Origin of the sequence: Clostridium sp. C8, from assembly GCF_001010885.1 — a bacterium.
Classification (GTDB): domain Bacteria; phylum Bacillota; class Clostridia; order Clostridiales; family Clostridiaceae; genus Clostridium; species Clostridium sartagoforme.
Map to the genome: position 1 here is coordinate 1 of NZ_LBMX01000049.1, position 18,599 is coordinate 18,599.

Sequence of the window (18,599 nt, forward strand, 5' to 3'; positions counted from 1 at the left end):
TAATGCGACAGCTCCTTATTTTTTTTGTATAAGCATCTGAGAGAAGGAATAAGTAAACTTATAGAAGCAATTTTTTTATTTATAAAAGTCTTTTAAATTTATTCACATATATAAGGAAATGATGTAAAATTATGTAGTAATAACATATAGTGAGGGAAAAAAATTGGATTATAATAATTTTAGAGAGAGAATTTATTATGTTGATAAGAAAAAATTATTAGTTTATGCATTATTAAGTCTAGTAATGTATAGTTGTTTCGAAATAGCTCTAATATATGATAGTAGAATAATAAATGATTTTGTTAAAATATTTAAAATAATATTAGTTATGATATCTCTTATGTTTGCAATGCATTTAAAAAGCATAACTCAAAAGGAATTATATGGAGTACTGAAAATTTTTTTTGTTATACTTTGGACTGTATCTATGATTTTTTTCACGCCAAATAGCCAATTTGAAGATGTAAAAATACTATTAAGAAAGGTTGGGTGTGGTACAAACTATGAGTTTAGTATTTTTCATATAGTCATATTATATTATATTATGGCAAAATATAGACTTAATAAAAAAAATGATAAATTTATATATTTTGAATATTTTATATTAATATTAATAACGTCAACTATAAACTTCATTAATAATATTACTGATTTGCATTTTATATATAAAATATATTATTTAGTCATTATATTAATTGTAATGAGAACCTATAGGTATTTTAAAATTTATACTATAAATGTTGAAAAAAAGATAGATTTATTAAAATTAAATGTAAATTTATTAACATTAAAAATTTTAGCATCATTGTCCACTAATTATATAAATATATTTTTTATTAATGATGTAGTTAAGTTTGTTAAAATTATAATTTTTACTAGTACTATACTTATTATTATAGTTAATATAGCAAAAGAAAATTATAATTTTATATTTAAAGAAACTGTAAAAACCAATAAAAATCTAGAGGATATAAATAAGGAAATAATATATAACAATTATAAATTGGAAGAAGTATATAGAAATTTAAATGAAAAACAGCTATTGTATAAAAGATTTTTAGGATGTTTACCAAATCCTATTGTTATAATAAATAATAATCTAAGAATATATTATTGTAATGAAAAATTTTTAGATATTATGGAAGTTAATAATTTAAAAAATATAGTAAATAGAAGAATAGATAATTATATTGATTTTAAATGTGACATTAGAGATATTATATCAGATATTAATAACAGACCAGTTTCTACTACAATAAATAAAGATAATAAGAAATTAGAAGTAAGAATTTTTTCTGTAAACACTGAAAAATCAGAATTTATATTACTATTAAAAGATTTAACAGAAGAAATTAAATTGTCTAATATGAAAGAGGAATTAGAAAGTATAAAAATGAGAGAAGAAATAAAAAGAAACTTCTTGTCGAATATTTCTCATGATCTTAAGATACCTATAAATGTAATATATTCTGCTATACAACTTGAAAAAGTTTTAATACAAAATGATGATATTGAAAAATTGAGTATGTATAACGAATTAAGTAAGCAAAATTGCTTTATTCTAACAAAGTTTACTAATAATCTTATTGATATGAGTAAAATAGATTCAGAAAATTTAGAAGCAAATTTAGGTTTAGATAATATAGTAGAATTTATTGAAGATTATTTAAATTCACTATCTACTTATATAAAAAATAGTGGAATAGATATTGTATTTGATACAGAAGAAGAAGAAGAATTCGTATATTTTGATAAAGAGATGATGCAACGAATAATATTGAATTTAGTATCAAACTCATTAAAGTTTACTAAGGAGAATGGGACTATATTTATAAATATAAAAAGTACTAATAATTATGTAATGATAGATATAGGTGACAATGGAATAGGCATGAGCGAGGAATTTATAAAAAAGGCTTTTAATAAATATGAAATGGAAAATAGAACAAAGGAAAGTAATCCAACTGGTTTTGGAGTTGGGCTTTTTGTAGTTTATAATTTAGTAAAAGCTCAAAATGGAGATATAGAAATAAATAGTACTGTAGGGCAAGGAACTATTTTCACTATTAAGTTGTATAGGTAAAGGATGATTGAGTAATAAATGTTAAATGAAAAAATTAATTATAAACATAAGTGTTTAATGTCAAAAGTATTTATCGCTACACTTATAGGATTGACTTTTATTGATCTAATTTTTAAGATGACAGATGAGTTTATATTTATAATAAAAATGTTATGTTTTTCTATTTCAATTTTAATTTTTATAATGAGTGTACTCAGTGTTGATAATAAGCAAATAACAATAGTAAAGTATATAGGAATAGGATATTTTTATATAGCCATAGTAAGATTTGTGGATTTAGAATATATTTTTTCAATAAATAGTATACTTGGCTCTTTATCACTTTTTCAACTTATAACATATTTAGAAGTTTTAAACATGATATCTAGCATTGTATTATTTAAAAAAGGATATTCACCTAAGGTACAAAATATTGTATTTATTACGATTACTCCAATTATATTCGCTTTTGTACAAGCTGAGTATAGTAGTATATCTTCCATAACAGATGTATATAATGCTTATTCAGCAATTATTGCGAATCAAGGGATATTAGCAATATTATTTGGCTTTTTATTATATTATTATAAGAAAAATAAAGTTGATAAAAACTATAAATGGATTGTAGATGTAACGTTAATTATAGTGTTAAATAATATATTTGTTGTTTTAGAAGCTATATTAAATATAGAACTTACATTTCTTATATGGATAGCTAAGCCAATATCATATTTTTTAGTTTATGCCAAAATAGAAGAGATATTGATATCTAGTGTCTATGAAGGAGCTTATGAAAGTTTAAATAGAGCTAAAAAGGTTAAAACCAATTTAAATAAAAGTCTTAAGAGAAGAGAAAAACAGTTAAAAGAATTAAATCTACTCTTAGAAAAAAGTGAAAAAAAATATTATGATGTTGTTAAGACGTTGTCAGATGGATTATTACTTTTTGAAAATGATATTATGGTGTACTCCAATGATTATAAGGAAACAGATTATAATATGGTAAACGAAATAATATATGATTGCAATAAGCTAAAATTAAATAAAATATTAAGCAAGATTACTGGAGAAGAATATCCAGATAATTATGATATTAATGATTTTACTATAGAAGTAGATACAAGAAATGAATATGGAGAAAATAGAAATTTAGAAATTGATCTTGTAAAAATTAATGATAATAAAAAAATTCTAGTATTTAATGATATAACTGAAATAATAAAGCAAAGGGAAGAAATAGTTAAACTTGAAAAAAGGATAAATGATGAAAATATTAAAGACGAGTTTTATTCAAATATTTCTCATGAATTAAGAACTCCAATAAATGTTATATATTCAGCGCTTCAGCTAAATGATATATATTTAAAAAGTGATGAAGTAAATAAAATAAATAAGAACAATAACATAATAAAACAAAATTGCCTAAGATTAATTAGAACTGTGAATAATTTTATAGATAGTAATAAACTTTCAGAAGGATTTTTAGATATAGAAAAAAGTGTTTATAATATTGTAGATATAATAGAAAATGTTGTTTTATCATGTGACTTTTATATGAAACTTAGAGAAACAAAATTGATTTTTGATCCACAATATGAAGAAATATATTTTTACTGCGATAAAAGTTACATAGAAAGAATAATGTTGAATATATTATCAAATTCCTTAAAGTATGGAAAATACAAGGGTAATATTTATGTAATGGTGAAGATTGAGAATAATGAAATAATAATAGAAGTAATAAATGATGCAGAAGCAATTCCAGTAGATAAAAGAATAGTAATATTCGATAAATTTACTAAAATAAATACATCTTTAAATAGACCATCAGAAGGTAGTGGTTTAGGATTATTTTTAACTAGAGGGTTAGTTGAATTACATGATGGAGAAATAAAAATAGATGCAGGAATAAAGTACGGGAATATTTTCAAGATATCATTCCCATACGATAGTGAGCTTAAAGGCGAAGTTATATCTTTAAATAATAATATAGAGATTAATGAACTAAAAGAGAAAATAGATATAGAGTTTTCAGATATATATTTTTAATTACATAAAAACACTTGTCTATGCATATATAATAATGAATATTTTATAGAGGTGCATAAATGAGAAATAAGGAAAAAAAAACAAATAAAAAATCTAAGGAAAAGAAAATTAAAAAATCTAAAAAAATGAAAAATAAAAAAGATATTGGTTTAAATATATTTAAGGTTAATAGTAATTTTAAATTGATACCTTTAATAATTAATATATTAATTCCAGTAGGAATGGGATTTATTGTAGGATATATTAATAAAAATACTATTTCTACATATGAGGCTTTAAAAAAACCATTTTTTAGTCCTCCAGCTCTTACTTTTCCAATAGTATGGAATATACTATATGTATTAATGGGAATAGCTGCATATAGAATATATATGAAAAATAAAGAAGGTATAAATGACAATGGAGCGTACTTTTTTTATCTAGTTCAATTAATATTTAATTTAATGTGGAGCTTTATATTTTTTACATTTAAGCTATACGCAATTTCATTTTTTTGGATTATAATATTGTTTGTTTTAGTAAGTATAACATTTATTAAATTTATTAAAGCAGATAAAATATCTGCATTTTTAATAACTCCCTATATGCTATGGCTTATCTTTGCAGGAGTTTTAAATTATTTTATTTGGTTACTTAATGAAATGTAAGTTAATATGTAGTATAATATAAATAAGCCTTCTTTTGAAGGTTTATTTCATTTAGAAAGGAAGTTTTTATGGGGAAAACTTTATTTATAGCAGAAAAACCATCAGTAGCTATGGATTTTGTAAAGCTACTCAATGTTAAGGGGATAAGAAGTAATGGATATATAGAGGGAGAAAAAAGTATTTTTACATGGTGTGTAGGACATATGGTTACAATGAGTTATCCAGAAGCTTATGACGAAAAATTAAAGTTTTGGAATCTGAAAGATTTACCCTTCTTACCTAATGAATATAAATATGAAGTTATTTCTTCAGCTGCAAACCAATTTAATATAGTTAACAGTTTAATGAATAGAAAAGATGTTGATTGTATATATGTATGTACTGACTCAGGAAGAGAAGGAGAATATATTTATAGATTAGTAGATGATATGGCAGGAAAGCCTAATAAAATAAAAAAGAGAGTTTGGATTGACTCTCAGACTGAAGAAGAAATAAGAAGAGGAATAAGAGAGGCGAAATTATTATCAGATTATGATTCTTTAGCTCATTCTGCATATTTAAGAGCTAAAGAGGATTATATATTTGGTATAAACTTCTCTAGATTATTAACTCTTATGTATGGAAAAACAGTTGCTAATGCCTTAAAAAAAGACAAAAATGTAGTAGTAGCAGTTGGAAGAGTAATGACTTGTGTTCTTGGAATGGTTGTTGAAAGAGAAAGAGAAATAAGGAGTTTCAATAAAACATCTTTTTATAAAATATCTGGAGAATTTATAAAGGATAATGATGAAGTTATTATAAAAGGCGATTGGAAATCTATAGAAGGATCTAAATATTTTGAATCTCCAAAGCTGTATAATGAGGTGGGGTTTAAAAATAAAGAAGATGCTGAAATATTAATTAAAGATTTAAGAGAGATAGAATTTGGAATAGTAAATGAGGTTAAGAAAACAAAAGAAAAGAAGAATGCACCTCTTTTATATAATTTAGCAGAACTTCAAAATGAATGTACCAAAAGGTTCAAAATAAGTCCAGATGAAACTTTAAAAATAGTTCAGGGGTTATATGAGAAAAAGATGGTCACATATCCAAGAACAGATGCTAGAGTATTATCTACAGCTGTAGCTAAAGGAATAAAAAGCAATATAATAAAACTTAGAAATATGCCAATAGGAGATGAGTTAATTAATGTTACATCTGAAATATTGGAAAAAGATTATTCAAAATCTATAATGAAAAGCAAGTATGTAGATGATAGTAAAATTACTGATCACTATGCCATTATACCAACAGGAGAAGGAAAAGATACTTTAAGTAAATTGCCTAGTTTAGATAAGAAAGTTTATTATATTATACTTAGAAGATTTTTATCTATATTTTATCCACCAGCTCAATATAGTAAGATGTCTATTGTCATTTTAGTGGGGAGTGAAAGCTTTATATTAAATAAAAAAATATGTATAGATAAAGGATATTTAATTGTACTTGGAAATGAAAAAGATGAAGAACAAGAATCTTTTCCGGAAAACTTACGCAAAGGTACTAAGTTAAATATAAATGAATTAGAAATAAAAGAGGGTGAAACATCACCTCCAAAGAGATATACAACTGGATCTATGATAATAGCTATGGAAAATGCGGGAAAGTTAATAGAAGATGAAGAATTACGTGAACATATAAAAGGAGCTGGAATAGGAACTTCAGCTACCAGAGCAGAAATACTTAAAAAATTAATAAATATACAATATATACAATCTAACAACAAAACTCAAATTATAACCCCAACTGAGCTTGGAGAAATGATTTATGAAGTTATAAATGTATCTATACCATCACTTCTCAATCCATCTTTAACAGCATCATGGGAAAAAGGATTAAAGATGGTAAATGATAAGGAAATAGAGCCTAAAGAATTTATGATTAAGTTAGAAGCTTATACTAGAAAAAATACTACAAAGGTTTTAAATAATCCTAATATAAGTTTTTTAAACACCAAATTACTAAAAATTAAAAATCAATAAAAATATATAAGCTCAAAGATTATATAAATATTTTATAATCTTTGAGCTTTATTAATGTTACTTAAGAAATATTGATAATATTATATAAAATGCAGGTGCTAGAAAAACTGTCATTATTCCAGCTATTCCAATAGATAGAGAACTCATAGCACCTTCTGTTTCACCAAGTTCTAATGCTTTTGTTGTTCCTACTGCATGTGCAGCAGTTCCTAATGAAATTCCAATTGCAACTCTCTCATTAATTTTAAATAATTTACATAAAATAGGTCCGATTATAGCACCAATTATTCCAGATAAGATTATAGAAAGCACTGTTACAGGAGCTAATCCACCAAGTTGATTTGTAATTTCAATTCCTATAGGTGTGGTAACAGATTTAGAAAGTAAAGATATAGTTATAAGCTTATCCAGTTTAAATATATATCCAAAGAATACTACAGAAAATATGCCCACACTACTACCTAATAGAATACCTATAAATATTGGGATTAAATGTTGTTTTAATAATTGTAACTGCTTATATAAGGGAACAGCCAAAACAACAGTTGCAGGACCTAAAAACATATTTATAAATTGTCCTCCTTTATTATAAACATCAAAATCCACTTTAAATAATATCAGAAATCCAATTATTAATATAATAGAAATCAGTAAAGGGTTAAATAATGGGAATTTAGTTTTTTTATAAATAAAAAGTCCAACTTCAAATGATATTAGTGAAATTACTATTCCGAATAAAATATTTCCAGTTAAAATACTCATTACTTTGATTCATACTCCTTATTAGTTTTTCTTTTTTTGAAGATTCATAACAATTTGAACTGTTAATCCAGTGACTACGATAACTATAGATGTAGTAATAATGCAAAGAAGTATTATTAGTATTAAGCTATCCTTAATCGAATCAAAAGATGTTAGTAAACCTACCCCCGCAGGAACAAAGAAAAAAGCTAGATGATCTAAGAAAAAATTAGACACGGTTTCAACTTTTTCGACTTTTACAATATTACAGCATAATAAAATTAATAATATAATCATACCCAATATATTTCCTGGTATAGGTAAAGAAAGTCCTTTTGAAATAAGTTCTCCAAGTAAGTAAATGCCCAAAATTATTAGAGCTTCCCTAAAAATTTTCATTTTCAAACCTCCTTAAACTATTCAACTAATAATTTATCACTATTAAATAAAGATGTAAATGGAATAATGAAATTTACAAGAAGGATTTTCAGTGTTTAATTCTTTGAAAAGTGCATAATATTGATAATTTAAATTAAAAAATCTTATTTTTTAACAAAATATGTTGTGGTGTCATATTATAAATCATAGTAGAGATTAAAAAAATAAGGAGGTTTAAATGAAAAATAAATTAATAAAAATAGTATCATTAGTAGCCTTAATAGGAATTACAAGCTTTAGCTTTATATCATGTGGAAAAAACAATGAAATTCCTAAAAAAGAATTAACTAAAGTTAGGTTAAATGAAGTAGTTCGTTCAGTTTTTTATGCACCTATGTATGTAGCCATAAATGAAGGGCTATTTGAAGAAGAAGGAATAGAGATAGACTTATCAACAGGTCAAGGCGCAGACAAAACAATGCAGCAACTTTTAAGTAAAAATGTGGATATAGGTTTCTCTGGTCCTGAGCAAGCTATATATATACACAATCAAGGAAGAGAAGATTATCCAGTATTATTTGCACAACTAACCAAAACAGATGGATCATTTTTAGTTGGTAGAGAAGAAAATCCAAATTTCAAATGGGAAGATCTAAAAGGGGTTGAAATAATAGGGGCGAGACCAGGTGGAATGCCACAAATGGCTTTTGAGTATGTGTTAAGAAATCACGGATTAGACCCTAGAAAGGATGTATCATTAGTAACTAATATCGACTTCACAGCAACAGCTGGAGCCTTTAAGTCAGGAGTTGGAGAATATGTTAATTTATTTGAGCCAACAGCTTCTATGCTTGAAAAAGAAGGTAGTGGAAAAATAATAGCTTCAATTGGAGAAGCCGTTGGAGATTTACCATATACTTGTTTTTATACAACTAAATCTTATATGGACAAGAACCCTGAAATAGTACAAAAATTTACTAATGCAATATATAAAGGACAAAAGTGGGTTGAAACACATAGTGATGAAGAAGTAGCTAATTCAATAATTTCATTTTTCCCTGGGACTGATAAAGAGATAATAGTCTCAGTTGTTAAAAATTATAGAAAAATAAATGCAATAGCAACTAATCCATCAATTGCAGAAGAAGATTTAAATAGATTAATGGATGTAATAGAAGGTTATGATAGTAGTTTGTTACAAGACAGACCTGAATTTGAGAAGATTGTTAATAATACTTTTGCAGAAGAAGCCGTAAAATCTAAATAAATTTTTAATGGAGCTGTCTTTCTGACAGCCCCAATAAACTTCTTTCTATCAAGATTTACATAAATTAGAAAGGGGGCACAAATTTGAGTTTAATAAATATATCAAATGTGAGTTTAACGTATCATTCTTTAAAAGATGAGACAAAAGCAATAGAAAATTTAAATTTTTCAATAGAAAAAGGAGAATTTGTTAGTATAATAGGTCCATCAGGATGCGGAAAATCAACACTTTTAAATATTATTAGTGGACTTTTAAAACCATCTGAAGGGGATGTATTATATACAGATAAAGATATAAAAAATAGATTAGATAAAATGGGATACATGTTTCAAAAAGATTATTTATTTGAATGGCTTTCAGTAAGAAGCAATGTATTATTAGGGTTAAAGATTAAAGGCTTAGATAGCAAAGAAAATATAGATAGAGCAGATAGGTTGTTAGAAAATTATCAGTTATCAAAGTTTAAAGACCATAAACCAACAGAGCTTTCCGGAGGAATGAGGCAAAGGGTTGCTCTTATTAGAACTCTTGCGCTAAATCCAGATGTACTTCTTTTAGATGAGCCTTTTTCAGCTTTAGACTATCAGACAAGACTTAAAGTTTGTGATGATGTGAAAAGCATAATAAAAAGAGAAGGAAAAACAGCAATTATGGTTACACATGATTTAGGAGAAGCGATAGCAATTTCAAATAGAATAATAATCCTTACTAAAAGGCCAGCAAACTTAAAATTAGATGTGGAGATAAACTTTAAGAATACTGAAGCAACTCCATTTCAAAGGAGAAAAGAGCCAGAGTTTAACGAGTACTTTAATTTATTATGGAAGGAGCTTGATGCAGTAAATGAGTAAAGAACATGAAGATTATATAAAAAAAATAAAAAGAGATAGAATAAAAGTAGCTATATTTAGAATAGCCATATTAGTAGTATTCATTGCTTTATGGGAAGTTGCAGCAAGATTAAAGTGGATAGATCCTTTTTTAACATCGAGCCCTACTAGAATAATTAATTCATTTTTATCTTTTGTAAAAGAAGGAACACTTTTAAAGCATATATTAGTAACCTGTTATGAAACTGTATTAGGTTTTATGTTAGGAACATTACTTGGAGCCTTTATAGCTATTATATTATGGTCATCCCCTTTTACATCAAAAGTTTTAGATCCATACTTAGTAGTGCTAAATGCATTGCCAAAGGTTGCACTTGCACCAATTGTAATATTTTGGGTGGGTAATGGGATGACAGCTATAATAGTAATAGCACTTTTTATTTCAATAGTAACAACAATAATAACAGTTTTAACTGGATTTAATGAAGTTGATAAGGGAAAACTAAAGCTTATGCAAACACTTCAAGCAACAAAATTTCAAACATTAAAATATCTTGTATTTCCAGCTAATATCCAGGTTTTAATTTCTGCACTTAAAATAAATGTTGGATTATCCTGGGTAGGTGTAATTATGGGTGAATTTTTAGTTGCAAGAGAAGGCTTAGGATTCTTAATAGTATATGGTGGTCAAATTTCACAGTTAGATATGGTTATGATGAGTATAGTAATTCTTTCTATAATAGCCTTTGTTATGTATAAAGTTGTTTCGAGATTAGAAGAAAAATTAAAGAATATTAATTAATGTTGATTTTAAAAAGCTAATAGTAGTATATATTATTAGCTTTTTAAATTTAATTTTAATATGTTGTTAGCACTAAATTTTTACATTTTTATTTAATTTACTTAAAAAAAAGTTAGTTAATGGGGAATTTTTGTAAATATTTCAATTGTAAATATTAAAAAAATCTGCTAAAATGTATATTAGCTTATAATTATGTAGATTAAATGAAAAGGTGGAGAGAGTCATGAATGAAATAAAAAAACTTTTTTCTACTACAAAAAAGTATCTGAAATCGTTTTTTAGAAAACTTAGCAAAGTAATTAATAGGACAAGTGCTAATTTAATAGATAAATATAGAAAAGCTAATAAAAAGAATAAGTATGTAGAACCTATTGTCATTATAGGGGGCTCATGTATCATAACACTTATTATGATACTATGTATAAAAGGATTTACCACAGTTGAAGAAGTTGACATAACCCAAAATAGAGCTGAATATCTATATTATGAAAATAAATATGATGAAGCAATAGAAGAATATAATAAAATGCAAAAAGATGATAATTGGCCAATATGGACAGTTAAGGCTGCTGATATATATTCCTTAAAAGGGGATGTTAAGAAATCAAGTTCTCTTCTAAAGGAATCAATTATAAAGAGAGATAGAATAATAAAAGAAGAGGGCTTTGATAAGTATAGGGATAAAGATATAGAACTAATTAATTCAATGCTATTTACTTTTATTATGAATAAAGAATATGATGAAGCTATTTCATTTGGAGAGAAATACATAAATGACTATGGTTCTAATAAAGATATATTAAAAACTTTATTTTCAGCTTATATAGCTAATAATCATATATACAAAGCAGAAGGATTAACAGAAAATTATCCTTTGGATAAAAATTCTTCTTATGATATATGTATTTTGTCTAATATGAATATGCTAATAAACAGATGGGAAAATGGATTAGAATTATTAAAAGATGCATGGAATTTAGATAGAAATGAAATGAAAATATATGATGTTATAGACGATATGTATTCATTTGATAAAGATATGTTAATTAAATCTATAGAGAAAAAAATAGAAGCAAATCCAGAAGAAGCAGCATATAAAATGATGTTAGCAAAAGCATATTCTATTTCTAAAGAGAATATAGGAAAAGCTGAAGAATTAATTATAAAATTAGAAGATGAAAATATAAATGGAATATCAACAGATTATATAAATTTTGAAATATTTAAAAATTCTAACAGAGAATCGGAAGCAGAAGATTATTTGGGTGATGCTGTAAGAAAAGCAAGTAATGATAAAAAAGATTCATATATAGAGTATTATTTATCTTCATTAAGATCTTTTTACAATGAGAAATATGATGAAGCCTTTAATCTAGCTAAAAAGAGTATAGTTAAAAATAATAATTACCCTAACAGTTATGGAAGTTTGATTACAGATATATTATTAAAAAAGGGAAATATTAAACCAACTGAAGCGTATTTTAGGACAGCAATGCAAAAAGAGCCTTATAATTATGAAACAATAATGAGAATAGCTAATTATTATTCTAATTATGAGTCAAACAATGAAAAAGCAAGAGATTATTATTCATTAGCATTAAATATAAAAGTAGATAATAGTAAATTATATTACAAATTGGCTAGGCTAGATATAATTGATGAAAAATGGGATGATGCAGCATTAAATTTGAAAGAAGCTATAAAGATAGAAAAAGATAATCAGGAATATTATAGAACTTTAGGAGCTGTATATTTAACCCAAGGAAATAATGAAGAAGGAATCAACTTAATACGTGAAGCTTATGCAATGAATGAGAAAGATGTAATTTCCCTAAATAATGCTGGATGGTACTATTTAATGGTAGAAAAAGACATAGCAAGAGGATATGAAAATATAAAGGCGGCTTATGAGGAAATTTCTACAACTATGGATGAAGCAACTAAAAATACCATTGTAGGAAATTATAATAAATCAAAAGAAATTTATGAACAATTCTTAAAAGATAGTTCACAGGACTTTAAATTATCAGGAATAAAGTTAGTTTACTAAAAAGTGCCTAAGGGCACTTTTTTCTATTAAAAATTTATAAAAAGTAGTTTATATGGTAAACTTTTATAAATTCATTCTTTCAGTTTTTGAGTTAATATATGTAAATTTGTGGTGAATTGGAAAAAAGCCAGGTCATAAGCAAATTTAGATATATCCACTTTTTTATAGAAAAGTGGTGTATTTTCTGATAGTATTATATTAATAACTAATTTATGGAGGGATTTATTTGAAAAAATCTAAAAGCTTTATTCGATTGATTGTTGTAGGATTAATAATTGCCTTAGGAATTATATTTATTTTTAAGATAAATAATAAAAGTGAAATTATTATAAAAAAATGGGACAATATATATAACGAAAATAATATTATATTTTTTTATGGAGATGAAGATGATGAAAAAATAAAAATATTAAAACAAATGTATAGCATAGAAGAGAAGTTAGATGGAGAAAAAGATAAATTAAAAAAAGCCATTAAGGTATCAGAGATCTTAAATGAAATTATAACATTTGATGATATTTCTAGTTCTCAAGGAATAAATGGATATGATATATTAAAAGAAAAAGGCGACTCAAAAAAAGCATCAGCTAGAGATCTTGGAATAATATATAGAGATTTCCTTGAAAGTGTTGGATATACTGCAAGACTTGGAGTATTTAAGAGAACAGATACAAATTTTAATAAACAAAAGGCTTATTATGTAGTTGAATATTGGAGTAAAGAAGATAATAAATGGATAATGATAGATTTTATAGATAGAGGATACTTTGATGAAAAGGGTTTTCCTTGTAGTGCTATGGAACTTTTAGATACAGATATAAGAAATTTAAATTATACAGGTAATAGTAATAGAAGTGATTATATACCAATGTTGAAAAAAGTATTGTACACATACACTATAAACATAGACAATACCACGGATATGAAAAAAAGTAATAGTTATATAACTTATATTAAAAGTGAGAATGATATAAATATTAAATTTAAAGGAAGTTATATTCCCCCTACAGTATTTACACAAAATAAAGAGTTAATGAATAGAAACCCTATTGACACTACATATATAGAAGATGAAAAATTGTATATTATTTTAATGAAAAAACAAGAAGAGAAAGAGGAACCTAAACAAGATAAAGAAGAAAACTTTATAGTTGGAGCCTTTAAAAATGGAAAAATAGTTGATGAATATTATATAAGAGAAAATAATAAAGAGTTTAAAAAAGTAAAAAAATATTCAGATTTAATATTATCCAAAGGAGTTAATACAATAGAAATTTCTTTGGATGGTGAAAATATAGAAAGTAGCATAGAAATAGAGTGGTAATAGCAAATGAATTTAAAAATTGTATTTATCTTTTGATTTCTTTAATATAATTTTAAGATTTAATAGTAGATAATGAATAGACAGCTTGGAATTATAAAGGTATAATAGGATTTGTTGTAAATAAAACAGGTCTTAAAGGGAGGAAAAAGAATGAGTTTAGATTTTATCTATATAATTAAGGCTATAGTGATAGCTGTAGTAGAAGGTCTTACAGAATTTGTACCAGTTTCATCCACTGGACATATGATCTTAGTTGGAAGTTTAATAGGATTTAGATCAGGAGCAGTTGGAGCAGAAGAATTTGCCAAAATGTTTGAAGTAGTTATTCAGCTAGGAGCAATATTGGCGGTGGTAGTATTATATTGGAATAAACTTTGGAAAGCTGTAGTTGAATTTTTTACATATATATTTACATTAGGTAAAAAAGGGCACTCAGGTTTTAAGTTTGGAATAAATGTAATAATAGGATCCATTCCAGCTTTAATTGTAGGAGTAACTTTATACGATAAAATAAAAGGCTTATTTAAACCGTCAGCAGTTGTAGTTGGATTCATAGTTGGAGGTATATTATTAATTATAATAGAGAATATATACAGGAATAAGGCTTCAAAAAGAAGAAGTTATCAAACTATGGATGTTTTTGATTTAACTCCAATACAAGCATTAAAGGTTGGACTTTTTCAAATTTTAGCAATGTGGCCAGGAATGTCAAGAAGTGCATCAACAATAATGGGTGGATGGATTGCAGGCCTTTCAACTCCAGTAGCGGCAGAATTCTCATTCTTTTTAGCAATTCCAGCTATGGTAGGCTCATCAATTATGGATTTATCTAATTTTGATTTTTCAATAATGAATTCTACATATGTAGTTGCATTGATTGTTGGCTTCATAGTAGCATTTATAGTGGCATTAATAGTTATGGATATGTTTGTAAGCTACCTAAAGAAGAAACCAATGAGAATATTTGCTATTTATAGAATTATTGCAGGTATTGTTTTATTAGCATTATCTGTTGCAGGAATAGTAACTTTAACAATATAATAAGTAGGACTAATAATTATCTTTTTAAATTATTAGTCCTATTTATTATATTTATAAGATATTTTTTAATATTTTTTTATTTCGATTTCCAAAGCATTTTTTAAATACTCAATTTTTTTACTATAATCTTTAGATTTATTTGTTAAATTAGATTGAATCATATTTACTTTAGACTGTAAATTTCTTGTGGAATCTAAAGCAGAATTTATTTTACCTTGAATAAAATAATCAGTAAAAAAGTTGTCAAAAATATAATCCATTATTCCATCGAAGCTATTAAGATTTAATGAAATACTAATTTCATCACTTAGATCAGAGAGTTCAGTATTATATCTATTTAGCATAATTTTAATATCATTAATTGATTTTGAGGCATCTTCCATTTTAGAGCGTTTAGCCATTGTGGCTAAGAAATCTCCGCCTAGCATATCATAAATTCCCCAATTTTGAGCACTATTTAAATGGGAAATAGCTTCATCTATATAAGGGACAAGCTTATTCCCTTCAAAAATAGCTTCTTGAATTTCCTTTAGATTTAAAGAAGCAGATTTCATTTTGTCTAAAAGTAAAGAAATTTCTTTACTACTTTCATTATTTAAATTTAAAATATACTGGGAAGATGTATTTAAAAGATTTTCATGTTTTAAATCTATATCTCCAAGTTCAGAAATATTATTTAATATTTTTTTCTTATCTGATGCAAGTCTATTTAAATAATCCTCACATTCTAAAAATTTTGCTTGAGCTTGTAAGAATTCAATCTTTTCCTCTGACAATTTTTCATCTAGAGAACCTTTAATTTTATAATAAATATAACTTAAACTAAATGATTCTAAATTAGAAACATCCTTTTCTTCTTTAGATAATATCTTTTTCAATTCTTTTAATGATGTGTTTGTTTTAGTAATTTCTAAATCGATATTAGAAAGCTTTGTTTTTAGTTTTTTTAAAGTATTTTTATCTTCTTCAAGTTTTAAAAATTCTTCGTTAAAGTTAAGCATAAATAATCCCCCTCATTCAAAATAAATATAATCATATTATAAGGTAATGCATACCTTATATCAAGACTTTTGATAATTTTTATATAAATTAAAAGATAATTAGATAAAAATTACCAAAATGAAAAAAATTATTAAAAATATAATTATTCTACTTTTCAGCATAAAATCTTTATGCTATCATTAAGTAAGAGAGTAAATAACATTTTGAAAACAATTGCATAAACAACATTTAAAGTTGTTAAATTTTTTTAAAATGAATTAACAGAAAATTTTAAATGTATAGTCAATTTAAAAGTTACTGAAGGAGTAGGGGGAATTTTAAATGTCACAACAAATTAAGAAAATAGCGTTACTAACAGGTGGTGGAGATTGTCCAGGATTAAATGCAGTTATAAGAGCGGTAACACGAACAGCAATATTAAACTATGGAATGGAAGTAATAGGTTATAAGTTTGGATACAGAGGATTGTATAATAATGATTTCGTACCTCTAACTTTAGAAAGTGTATCAGGTATTCTTCATAGGGGAGGAACTATATTATATAGCTCAAATAAAGACAACTTATTTGATTATTTAGTAGAAGAAAATGGATCTATGATAAAAAAAGATGTATCAGATGTAGGTGTAGAAAACCTAAAAAAAGAAGGAGTAGATGTATTAGTTGTAATAGGAGGAGATGGTACTTTAACATCAGCAAGAGATTTTGCAAGAAAAGGTGTTAAAGTAATAGGTGTGCCAAAAACCATTGATAATGATTTAGCGTCAACAGATGTAACTTTTGGATTTAATACAGCTATAGATGTAGCTACAGAAGCTTTAGATAGACTTCATACTACAGCAGAATCTCATCATAGAGTAATGATTTGTGAAGTTATGGGTAGAGGTGCAGGTTGGATAGCATTAGAATCTGGGATTGCAGGTTCTGCAGATGTTATATTATTGCCAGAAATCCCTTATGATATAAATAAAATCGCAGATAAGGTTAAGGAAAGAGAAGCAGAAGGAAAAAGATTTAGTATAGTAGTAGTAGCGGAAGGTGCAAAGCCAAAAGACGGGGATGTAGTAGTTGCTAAAATAGTTGCGGATAGCCCAGATCCAATTAGACTTGGAGGAATAGGAAATAAATTAGCAGGTGATTTAGAAAAAGTATTACCAGACAAAGAAATAAGATGTACAGTTCTTGGACATATTCAAAGAGGTGGAATAACGTCAACATATGATAGAATTTTATCAACAAGATATGGAGTTGGAGCAGTAGAACTAATTAATGAAGGTAAATTTGGTGATATGGTTTGTCTTAAAGATGGGAAAATATCTAGTGATAGCTTAGAAAATGTTATAGGACAAAAATCAAAATTAGTTGATCCAAATGGAGAATTAGTAAAAATTGCGAAGAAAATAGGAATTTCTTTTGCCGATTAAGTAGAAAATAAGTGGTAGAGAGTTAAACTCTACCACTATTTTTAATATTAAAAATGAATAAAAACTAAATAAAAGTTATATAAACTTTTGTTTGATACTTCAAAATTTTCTGACAATATGATATAATTTTAATAGGCAGAGATTACAGGAAAGAAAGCTGGAGGGTATTATGAAAGAAATAAAGAAATATTTAGAATCAAGAATTGGGACATATGGATTTTTCTTTGAGGATTTGAAGAGTGGATATATCTATGGGTACAATGAAAACGTTCAAATGGTAGCAGCAGGTTGTATGAAGTTGCCTATAGCTGTATCATTAATAAAAGCAGTAGAAGATAAAAAGATAGATTTTCTAGATAAAATTAGAATAGATGGAAAAGATAAGGTCTTTGGGACTGGAATAATTCACGAGTTTAATGAAAGAGAATATACTGTCTTCGAATTACTTGTTGCAATGTTAATTCAAAGCGATAACACTGCTGCAAACAAAATAATAGATATAGTAGGAATGGATAAAATAAACAAAAACATAGAAGAAATGGGATTGAAAAATACAGTATTAAATAGAAAAACCACTGATGAGAGAAAAGTAAAAAATGAAGTTGAAAATATAACATGTGCACTAGATCTTGCAAAGGTATGGAGACATTTATATAATGCAACATATTTAAGTAAAGAAAATAGTCAAATGTTAATAGATATTTTAACAAGGCAGCAAATAAAGAATAAATTAGCATTGTATATTCCAGATGACTTAAAATATGAAATTTCTAGCAAAACTGGTGATAAAAATGGCGTGGAAAATGATACAGAATTGATTAGGTTATCAAAAGGAAACTTCACATTCACACTATTATCTATGGGAATTCCTAATAGCGTTTATGGAACTGTTACTTTAGCTAAGTGTGGAAAGATGATGTGGGATAATGTTATGAATAATTGGCACTAAGGCTATAAACTTTA

At 25.9% G+C, this 18,599-nt stretch carries 15 protein-coding genes; 12 read left to right on the forward strand and 3 right to left on the reverse strand.

The annotated features are described in order from the left end of the window. Positions 1–163: 163 nt before the first annotated feature. From AAT22_RS18555 to AAT22_RS07660, 4 genes are all read left to right on the forward strand, one after another. Positions 164–2,083, forward strand: coding sequence for a PAS domain-containing sensor histidine kinase (locus tag AAT22_RS18555; RefSeq protein ID WP_052953928.1), 1,920 nt, complete (start codon positions 164–166; stop codon positions 2,081–2,083). 18 nt (positions 2,084–2,101) lie between these two features. Beyond that, the gene (locus AAT22_RS07650) at positions 2,102–4,111 is read left to right on the forward strand and encodes a HAMP domain-containing sensor histidine kinase (RefSeq protein ID WP_047000789.1); all 2,010 of its coding nucleotides are present in this window, start codon (positions 2,102–2,104) and stop codon (positions 4,109–4,111) included. A 59-nt stretch (positions 4,112–4,170) separates the two neighbouring features. Then, a complete protein-coding gene (locus AAT22_RS07655; protein ID WP_084820737.1) occupies positions 4,171–4,758 on the forward strand; it encodes a TspO/MBR family protein in 588 nt (195 codons plus the stop codon). Between the two features lie 68 nt (positions 4,759–4,826). Further along, on the forward strand, positions 4,827–6,779 hold the full coding sequence (locus tag AAT22_RS07660) for a DNA topoisomerase (RefSeq protein ID WP_047000790.1): 1,953 nt from the start codon (positions 4,827–4,829) through the stop codon (positions 6,777–6,779). A gap of 57 nt (positions 6,780–6,836) precedes the next feature. On the opposite strand, the gene AAT22_RS07665 is transcribed toward AAT22_RS07660, so the two are convergent. Both AAT22_RS07665 and AAT22_RS07670 read right to left on the reverse strand, forming a co-directional pair. Then, positions 6,837–7,541, reverse strand: a complete 705-nt coding sequence (locus AAT22_RS07665; RefSeq protein WP_016208464.1) for an LrgB family protein — start codon at positions 7,539–7,541, stop codon at positions 6,837–6,839. A 21-nt stretch (positions 7,542–7,562) separates the two neighbouring features. Next, complete coding sequence (locus AAT22_RS07670) at positions 7,563–7,919, reverse strand: CidA/LrgA family protein (protein ID WP_016208463.1); 357 nt, start codon at positions 7,917–7,919, stop codon at positions 7,563–7,565. 217 nt (positions 7,920–8,136) lie between these two features. Here AAT22_RS07670 and AAT22_RS07675 point away from each other — a divergent pair, with 217 nt between their 5' ends. The 6 genes from AAT22_RS07675 to AAT22_RS07700 all read left to right on the forward strand — a co-directional run bounded on the left by AAT22_RS07675 (position 8,137) and on the right by AAT22_RS07700 (position 15,212). Further along, on the forward strand, positions 8,137–9,165 hold the full coding sequence (locus tag AAT22_RS07675) for an ABC transporter substrate-binding protein (protein ID WP_016208462.1): 1,029 nt from the start codon (positions 8,137–8,139) through the stop codon (positions 9,163–9,165). A gap of 83 nt (positions 9,166–9,248) precedes the next feature. Continuing rightward, on the forward strand, positions 9,249–10,016 hold the full coding sequence (locus tag AAT22_RS07680) for an ABC transporter ATP-binding protein (protein WP_047000791.1): 768 nt from the start codon (positions 9,249–9,251) through the stop codon (positions 10,014–10,016). After that, entirely contained in the window at positions 10,009–10,797 is a 789-nt protein-coding gene (locus AAT22_RS07685) for an ABC transporter permease (protein WP_047000792.1), read from the forward strand. The genes AAT22_RS07680 and AAT22_RS07685 overlap by 8 nt, the downstream gene beginning before the upstream one ends. Before the next feature lie 223 nt (positions 10,798–11,020). After that, the gene (locus AAT22_RS07690) at positions 11,021–12,847 is read left to right on the forward strand and encodes a tetratricopeptide TPR_2 repeat-containing protein (RefSeq protein ID WP_047000793.1); all 1,827 of its coding nucleotides are present in this window, start codon (positions 11,021–11,023) and stop codon (positions 12,845–12,847) included. A gap of 226 nt (positions 12,848–13,073) precedes the next feature. After that, on the forward strand, positions 13,074–14,171 hold the full coding sequence (locus AAT22_RS07695) for a hypothetical protein (RefSeq protein WP_047000794.1): 1,098 nt from the start codon (positions 13,074–13,076) through the stop codon (positions 14,169–14,171). Between the two features lie 150 nt (positions 14,172–14,321). Further along, positions 14,322–15,212 carry an undecaprenyl-diphosphate phosphatase gene (locus tag AAT22_RS07700; RefSeq protein ID WP_016208457.1) on the forward strand — a complete coding sequence of 297 codons (891 nt, stop codon included), beginning with the start codon at positions 14,322–14,324 and terminating at the stop codon, positions 15,210–15,212. A 65-nt stretch (positions 15,213–15,277) separates the two neighbouring features. Here AAT22_RS07700 and AAT22_RS07705 read toward each other — a convergent pair whose 3' ends face one another. Then, on the reverse strand, positions 15,278–16,213 hold the full coding sequence (locus AAT22_RS07705; protein WP_016208456.1) for a hypothetical protein: 936 nt from the start codon (positions 16,211–16,213) through the stop codon (positions 15,278–15,280). 322 nt (positions 16,214–16,535) lie between these two features. Here AAT22_RS07705 and AAT22_RS07710 point away from each other — a divergent pair, with 322 nt between their 5' ends. Together AAT22_RS07710 and AAT22_RS07715 are read left to right on the forward strand one after the other, a co-directional pair. Further along, on the forward strand, positions 16,536–17,636 hold the full coding sequence (locus AAT22_RS07710; RefSeq protein ID WP_016208455.1) for a 6-phosphofructokinase: 1,101 nt from the start codon (positions 16,536–16,538) through the stop codon (positions 17,634–17,636). A gap of 169 nt (positions 17,637–17,805) precedes the next feature. Further along, positions 17,806–18,585, forward strand: coding sequence for a serine hydrolase (locus AAT22_RS07715; RefSeq protein ID WP_047000795.1), 780 nt, complete (start codon positions 17,806–17,808; stop codon positions 18,583–18,585). Positions 18,586–18,599: the final 14 nt, after the last annotated feature.

Coding starts and splice junctions, on each gene's coding strand:
- AAT22_RS07650 (WP_047000789.1), top strand. CDS start 2,102: ATGTTAAATGAAAAAATTAATTATAAACATAAGTGTTTAATGTCAAAA.
- AAT22_RS07655 (WP_084820737.1), top strand. CDS start 4,171: ATGAGAAATAAGGAAAAAAAAACAAATAAAAAATCTAAGGAAAAGAAA.
- AAT22_RS07660 (WP_047000790.1), top strand. CDS start 4,827: ATGGGGAAAACTTTATTTATAGCAGAAAAACCATCAGTAGCTATGGAT.
- AAT22_RS07665 (WP_016208464.1), bottom strand. CDS start 7,541: ATGAGTATTTTAACTGGAAATATTTTATTCGGAATAGTAATTTCACTA.
- AAT22_RS07670 (WP_016208463.1), bottom strand. CDS start 7,919: ATGAAAATTTTTAGGGAAGCTCTAATAATTTTGGGCATTTACTTACTT.
- AAT22_RS07675 (WP_016208462.1), top strand. CDS start 8,137: ATGAAAAATAAATTAATAAAAATAGTATCATTAGTAGCCTTAATAGGA.
- AAT22_RS07685 (WP_047000792.1), top strand. CDS start 10,009: ATGAGTAAAGAACATGAAGATTATATAAAAAAAATAAAAAGAGATAGA.
- AAT22_RS07690 (WP_047000793.1), top strand. CDS start 11,021: ATGAATGAAATAAAAAAACTTTTTTCTACTACAAAAAAGTATCTGAAA.
- AAT22_RS07700 (WP_016208457.1), top strand. CDS start 14,322: ATGAGTTTAGATTTTATCTATATAATTAAGGCTATAGTGATAGCTGTA.
- AAT22_RS07705 (WP_016208456.1), bottom strand. CDS start 16,213: ATGCTTAACTTTAACGAAGAATTTTTAAAACTTGAAGAAGATAAAAAT.
- AAT22_RS07710 (WP_016208455.1), top strand. CDS start 16,536: ATGTCACAACAAATTAAGAAAATAGCGTTACTAACAGGTGGTGGAGAT.
- AAT22_RS07715 (WP_047000795.1), top strand. CDS start 17,806: ATGAAAGAAATAAAGAAATATTTAGAATCAAGAATTGGGACATATGGA.